This window comes from Mesorhizobium sp. M7A.F.Ca.CA.001.10.2.1 (assembly GCF_003998575.1).
Lineage (GTDB): Bacteria > Pseudomonadota > Alphaproteobacteria > Rhizobiales > Rhizobiaceae > Mesorhizobium.
On record NZ_RZQY01000339.1, the window covers coordinates 1 to 6,379 of the forward strand.

The 6,379-nt window shown below is 61.0% G+C and carries 3 protein-coding genes and 2 pseudogenes; 4 read left to right on the forward strand and 1 reads right to left on the reverse strand.

All coding sequences use genetic code 11. The features are described from left to right. Both EN964_RS20840 and EN964_RS20845 read left to right on the forward strand, forming a co-directional pair. Positions 1-356 (forward strand): annotated as a pseudogene (locus EN964_RS20840) (DSD1 family PLP-dependent enzyme); the annotation flags it as partial. Then, a complete protein-coding gene (locus EN964_RS20845; protein ID WP_127270354.1) occupies positions 353-1,489 on the forward strand; it encodes a pyridoxal-phosphate dependent enzyme in 1,137 nt (378 codons plus the stop codon). The pseudogene EN964_RS20840 and the gene EN964_RS20845, both read left to right, overlap by 4 nt. Positions 1,490-2,688: 1,199 nt before the next feature. Here EN964_RS20845 and EN964_RS20850 read toward each other — a convergent pair. Continuing rightward, positions 2,689-4,671 (reverse strand): BTAD domain-containing putative transcriptional regulator, encoded by a 1,983-nt coding sequence (locus EN964_RS20850; RefSeq protein WP_127270355.1) that lies wholly within the window; start codon positions 4,669-4,671, stop codon positions 2,689-2,691. A gap of 151 nt (positions 4,672-4,822) precedes the next feature. Here EN964_RS20850 and EN964_RS20855 point away from each other — a divergent pair, with 151 nt between their 5' ends. Together EN964_RS20855 and EN964_RS20860 are read left to right on the forward strand one after the other, a co-directional pair. After that, complete coding sequence (locus EN964_RS20855) at positions 4,823-5,821, forward strand: DMT family transporter (RefSeq protein ID WP_127267725.1); 999 nt, start codon at positions 4,823-4,825, stop codon at positions 5,819-5,821. A 112-nt stretch (positions 5,822-5,933) separates the two neighbouring features. Continuing rightward, positions 5,934-6,379 (forward strand): annotated as a pseudogene (locus EN964_RS20860) (hypothetical protein); the annotation flags it as partial.

A 6,379-nucleotide genomic window follows, 5' to 3' on the forward strand; every position in this document is an offset into this window, starting at 1 on the left:
ATGCACGAAATCGTCCCGCTCCCGATTTCGAACAATCGCTGTTCGTGCTGAGCACCGTCATGAGTGCGGCCCGTCACGGCATCGCGGTTCTGGACTGCGGCCACAAGGGGATTGCTATCGACAGCGGACTTCCTCTCATTCACGCCAGGCAGGATATCGACTATGCCGGCGCATCCGACGAGCACGGTTCGCTCATCCTGCGTTCGGATCCCGGAAGCCTTGCCATCGGAGAAACGCTGCGTCTCGTTCCCGGCCATTGCGATCCAACGGTCGACCGCTATGACTGGTATGTCGGCATGCGCGGCAAACGGGTCGAATGCGTCTTCCCTGTCGCAGCGCGCGGAATGATGCAATGACGCTCGCGGTTCTTCCGGGGGCCGAAACCCCGTCCCGGCAACTGAGGCTGCGCTGCATCGCTTGCAATGCCACCCGGCCGCCGACCCTGGTCTACCGTTGTCCCGATTGCGGCGGCATACTGGAGGTCACGCGTCAAAAACCGGAAGGGCGCGGCTGGCTCAGAGCTGACTTCGTCGCAGATGATATTACTCTTGGAGAAGGCGGCACGCCGCTTCGAGAACTCAGATCCGATCTCCTCCACGTCGGCTTCAGAGGCCGGTTGCTCGTCAAGGACGAAACCCGCAATCCATCCGGCTCCTTCAAGGACCGCCTTGTGGCAGCGGCATTGAGCCAGGCGATCGCGCTTGGAGCGAAGGGGATCGTCAGTGCGTCGAGCGGCAACGCCGGTGCCGCTGCCGCTTGCTATGCCGCGAATGTCGGAATTCCCGCCATCATCGTCTGCCCGGATACGACGCCGCGTGGCAAGCTGGCGCAGATTCTCGCCTATGGCGCCATGCTTGAGCAAGTGCCCGGCCATTACGGAAACGCGTTTGAACATGCCAGACTACGTTGCGCCGAGACCGGCTATGCAAACCTGACGACGACCTATCTGAATCCTTATGGCGTAGATGCCTTGCGGCTGATCGGGCAGGAACTCCATGAGCAGATGGAAGGCGTCGGACCCGATTGGATCGCCATCCCGACAAGTTCCGGACCGTTGGTTAAAGGCGTCTTTCAGGGCTTCATGGATAGGGCTGGCAAAGTGCCTCGCCTGATCGCGGCGCAGTCTGACGGCTGTGCTCCGATAGCAAGGGCCTTCGAGGACGGAAAAATCGAGGTTGATAGCTGGGAGAGCCCCAAGACGATCGCTTCGGGCATTTCGGACCCGTTGCTGGGCTATCCCGAGGAAGGCAGCCTGACGCTTTCGCTTGTCCGCGCGAGCAAGGGCGTTGCTTACGCCGTCGGAGATGCGGATATTCGCGCGGCGATGATCGACTTGGCGCACAAAGCCGGTCTTTTCTGTGAACCGACGGGCGCGACCTCTCTCGCTGCTGCCCGGGATCTGTTCATAAAAGGCTCAATCGGATCGAGCGATACCGTGATCTGCATTGTGACCGGACACGGTTTCAAGGATTTCGCTGCCTGGACCTGATGGATGGGAGCGGCGTCCTAGCCCTTTGGCCGCTCCAGCGGCTGCGGCGCGAAGGTCACCACCCTGTCCGGATGCGAGGGTGACCGGGCGAACCTTTTGGCCACATAGGCCGGGCGGAAGTGCATGAGCACGGCCCTGTTCCAGCGTGTTAACGACGTCAAGAATGCTCTCCGCAAACCACGGCTTGGCCAACATCTAATGATCCCACCTCGCGTTCTATGGCGCGGTAGATTCTACAGCCAACCTTGCTGAGCAGCCCCTCGTCGCACACACGGGCCAGATAGCTGCTGGGAATTCCGATCTCAGTGAGCTCGCGCGTTCGCACTTCACCCTTATCACGGGCAAATGATGGCTCAGGCCCGCCGGCCAATTCGATGCGCTCCGCGCTCGCGGTCACGCATGCGCGTCTTGACGGAAGGTTCTGGCGTAGTTTTGAATCGGCAACTCGTAGTTGCATTTCTTTCGGCCTGGGGAGCCGTAGCGAACCAAAACGAGCCGTAGCGAACCAAAACTGCGAACGTCAAGTCCCGCCCAATGCACACCAGGCTCGATGAGGTGTTGCCGCCCTATACAAATTGCGATGGGTGAGCGCACCGATCACGCTTGTCGCACACTTGAATCATGCATTCCGACTGCTTTCATATGTGCCCACAATTCGGTGGCGGCGCGAGGCCGAAAGTACGGAAAGCTTACAGGTCCCCAGGCAAACGGGATGCTGCAGTAGACAATGAGGTTCACGGATACCCCGGCGAACATCGCATGGTAGCGGTCGAAATGGTCGGCAGGAGAGCGGCAAAAACGGTTGTCGGCGGCGGCATCGCGGGAACGAAAAGAAGAGAAGGTGAACTTTCGTGTGCGATTTTTGCACACGGGCTCCAGTAACTATCTGATATTACTTATCTATCTGCCCCATCCAGGGGCTATGGCTATCCTAAACCTTTGATAATGTTGCATCTTCATAGCTTCAATAAAGTTTGGGCACGCGTCGCGTGAACGCTATCGCCTGCCATGACAGCCCCCGCCGCAAATCGGCCGAATGCCCTGGCCGGCGCGACGGCGTGCGGCGCCGAATACCTCAATCGCAGGGTAGCTTATAGGTCGACCTGGCCGGAAATGCCAACGCGTTATCTGCTTTCGATGCCTGGGCGGAGGACGGAAGCCTCCAGCTTCGTATGCCGGTGTCTACGCCAATGATGTGGCTAGGAGCCGGGGAGGCCAGCCCTCGACAGCATCTCAAGGAACCGGGAATGGTGATGATCCTTCACATAGCGCGGCACAAAGCCAGGGCAGACATTGCTCAGATTGAGATGCGGAAGTTGTGACAGGCAATGGTGGATGGCCCGGGACGCTTCTTCGTTGTTCCCGGTGGCCGACGCGGTCGCGGCCCAATAAAGGGCGCCGCGAACGAAGCCCGGCTTTGTCCTGACCACTTTGCGGGCGGCTTCGAGCGCCCGCTGGTTGTCTCCGCCAGCGAAGAGCGCCACAACCAGGCCGTGGTGGCGCCAGAAGTCGATGACATCGTGCGTTCCGAGCCGGATTGCTTCGTTGGCCTCACGCACCGCTTCGTCGACCTGTCCGCGCAATGCAAAGAGCATCGAAATATCGCCGTGGCCAGTCGGGTAGCTCGGGTTGAGGCTGATCGCGTGGCGGCATTCGGCGATCGCCTCGTCGATACGACCGCAACTTTCGAGAGCGAACGACAAGATACATCGAGCAATTTCATCGTCCGGTACCGCCCGCACCGCCGCTTCCGCAAGCTCGACCGCACGCTCGATCACCCCTCGCTCCCGAGGCAGTGCACCAAACGCCACGCCCATGGATATTACGATCGAGAGCGTCCGCTTTGCACGGGCGTTGTCGGGACCTATCGAGAAGGCCTTCTCGGCAAGCTCTATCCCGACCAAAAGTGAGTCCCGAGTCATCTCAAAATATTTCATGAGAGCTTCGTTGACCAGCCTGCGCACTTCAGGGGTACCCGGCGGGCTTTTGTCTCGAACCTTCCAGTTGGTCAGTTGAAGTTCGAGGATCACGGCAAGAACAACAGACTGTGCGATCCTGTCCTGGAATTCGAGCGCGTTCTCGGAGTGGCCGTCGAACTTCTGGGCCCAGACGTGGTGGCCGCCGGCGGCATCGACGAGCTGGACATTCACCCTCAACCCATTGCCGGATCTCTGGACACTGCCGCTGAGCATATATCGCGCCCGGAGTATCCCTGGCGTCTTGGCTTCTTCGCCCGGGCCGCTCTTCTCGGGCGGAAGCGCGGCGAGCACGACATAGTCGGCCACTTCGGAAAGGGCCGTCGTGATGTCCTGGACAAGTCCCTTGGCGAAAAAGTCATCGCCTTGCTTTCCAGTCAGATTGACGAAGTCGGCAACGCTGATGGACGGACGCCCAAGGCGCTGGCTGGCCGGAACACCACTTGTCGACTGCACATTTGAAGCGTCATCGGCGGCAAGCAACAGAGATTGCCAAAGCGCCCGCGTTTCAGGGCCGGCTTCGACGCCGAACTCCTTCTTCAGCATGCTTCTGCAGGCTTCGTATGTCCTGATTGCCCTGTCGCGTTGCCCGCATGCGAGCAGCAATTCCATCTTGAGCCGATAGGATTCTTCCCGTGTCGGTTCCATGGTCACAATACGATCGGCCAGGATCAGCCCGGCATCGGCGTCGACGAGACGGGCCAGTTTTTCGAAGGACTCAAGCGCGCGGCCGAGCAGCCTGTCGCGTTCCGATGTGATCCAGTCATCGAACGCATTGCTTCCCAGATAAAGCCCGTCGAGGAAGGGCCCGGTGTAGTTCGCCAAGGCCTTCGCGAGGTCCTGAGCGGAACGGGCCGAGAGACCCGTTTCGAACTTCTCCACGTCGACTTGAAAGGCCTCTGGCCTCAGGGCGATCAGCTCACCGCTGGAATGGATGAGATCCACCCCTTCTCGCGCCAGATCCTGGCGCAGGACACTGAGGGCTTGCCGAAGGCTGTTGCGCGAATGTTCGCCGTCGCTGTCGCCCCATAGGAGGTCAGCCAGCCTCTCCCGCGTCGCCGCCATGCCCGGACACCGGGCCAGATAGGCGATGATTGCCGGCCCTCGTTTCCCGGTCAGCCGAAGCGGACCGGTCGTTTCATTTTCAATCCGGAAACCGCCGAAGAGTGAGATTCTATTTGCAGCGCCCCTATCCTCACTTTGCATTTGCTATCCCAGCCTGACGAAATCCTAACTCAAAACTAACGCTTCGCAACAGTCGGCCTTCGCGCTCAAGCGCTGCCGTAACGGCAGGCTGTTTAGGCTTTGCTAAATTAAAGTGACCAAGTCAACGAAAGGCTTGGTTCGAGGGGGACGCGTGTCCAGGACAAGAGCCAATTTGCTGCTGCTATTCGCAGCCGCTTTGTGGGGCTTCGGCAATGTCTCGCAAAAGATGGTGCTTGTGCATCTCGACGCGCTGAGTGCGGTGGGTCTGCGCTGCCTGATCGGCGGCCTGCTTGTGTTGCCCTTTGTCTTGATGGAGAGGCGGCTTCCGCTCGGGCCGGACTATTTTTCCAGCTTGGCCAAGGTGTGCGCGCTGTTTGCCATCTCCATCACGCTCCAGCAGCTTTGCTATCTCGGCGCCTCCGTCACCAATGCGAGCTTCCTGGTCAGCACGGCAACGGTAATGACACCGCTGGCCGCCTGGTTTCTCGTAGGCGAACGTCCGACAGCGAGTCTCACGGTCGCCGCCGGGCTGACCGTTGTTGGAGCCCTGCTGTTGTCGGATGGGATTGCCGGGTTCAGCAGTGGCGATCTCACCGCTGTCCTCTCGGCTGCCTGCTATGCGCTCTGGGCAGTCGAGCTGGGCCGGCACATGCAGGTGCATGCGCGGCCGTTCACCGCAGCCGCGACACAGTTCTTCGGCGCCGCAGCCTTCGCCCTGCCGCTCGGCGCAATGCAAGGCAATCTGTCGTTGGCCGCCGCATTCGCAGCCGGCCCGGAACTGGCGATCCTCGGCGTGTTCTCCACTGCGATTGCTTTCGGCATACAGACGGTTGCCCTCCGCTTTACGCCGGCCAGCCACGCCGCCGTGATCGTCAGCGCAGAAAGCGTTTTCGGGGCGCTGGGCGCGGCGATCTTTCTCGGCGAGCGGAGCTCGTCCGCGAGCGCATTGGGTGCCGCCATCATTCTGGGTGCGATCCTGTCCGTGGCACTGTCGAACCGAGCGCCGCAGGCACGCACGTCCTTGCGAACCGCTTCGGTTCAATCCTTCGACGGGGCCCCTGCCTTTGCAGCTGCCGCCGCAAATTGGGCAGGCGATCGTCACCCCAACAATTCAGGTCCAGTGGAGGAATGTGATGACCCTTGCCGGTGATGCGAAACCTATTCCGGCCCCGGCTGCCGCCCGACACGGGGCCAGTGGCGTCGATCAGCCAGGCGGCGGTGGCCTTGCCGATGGCGGCAGGACTTGTCGTGGGGGCGCAGTGATGGACGCGCGGACGATCCTTCTTCCTATCGCACATTTGGTATCGGCGCTTCGCGCCCGCATGAAGGGACCGGGCGGCTATTACAACAGCGGTAACGCGCTCGGCCTCATTGTCGGTCTCGCCATCCAGATTGCCACCGCGCCGGTCGGCTTGCATGAGGGAAGCAGCGTCACCATGGCGGTGATCGAATATTTCGCTGGCAGCCATGGCACTGTTGCGCTGACCTTGACCACCCTGGTCTTCTTCTGGGGCGGCGAGGCCTATCACCGGGCCTGGGCAAGGCCGGATGCTCCCGATCCTGCCCTCAACCGTCTGGGCGACTTCCTGTCGGGCCTGGGGGCGATCGGGCTCGGCATTGCCCTGTTGCTGCTCGGCGATCCATTGCTTGCGGCGACCTCCGGCCTGCTGCATGCGCTCGGCAAATTCGGCAGCACCTTCCACAGGCC

Coding starts and splice junctions, on each gene's coding strand:
- EN964_RS20845 (WP_127270354.1), top strand. CDS start 353: ATGACGCTCGCGGTTCTTCCGGGGGCCGAAACCCCGTCCCGGCAACTG.
- EN964_RS20850 (WP_127270355.1), bottom strand. CDS start 4,671: ATGCAAAGTGAGGATAGGGGCGCTGCAAATAGAATCTCACTCTTCGGC.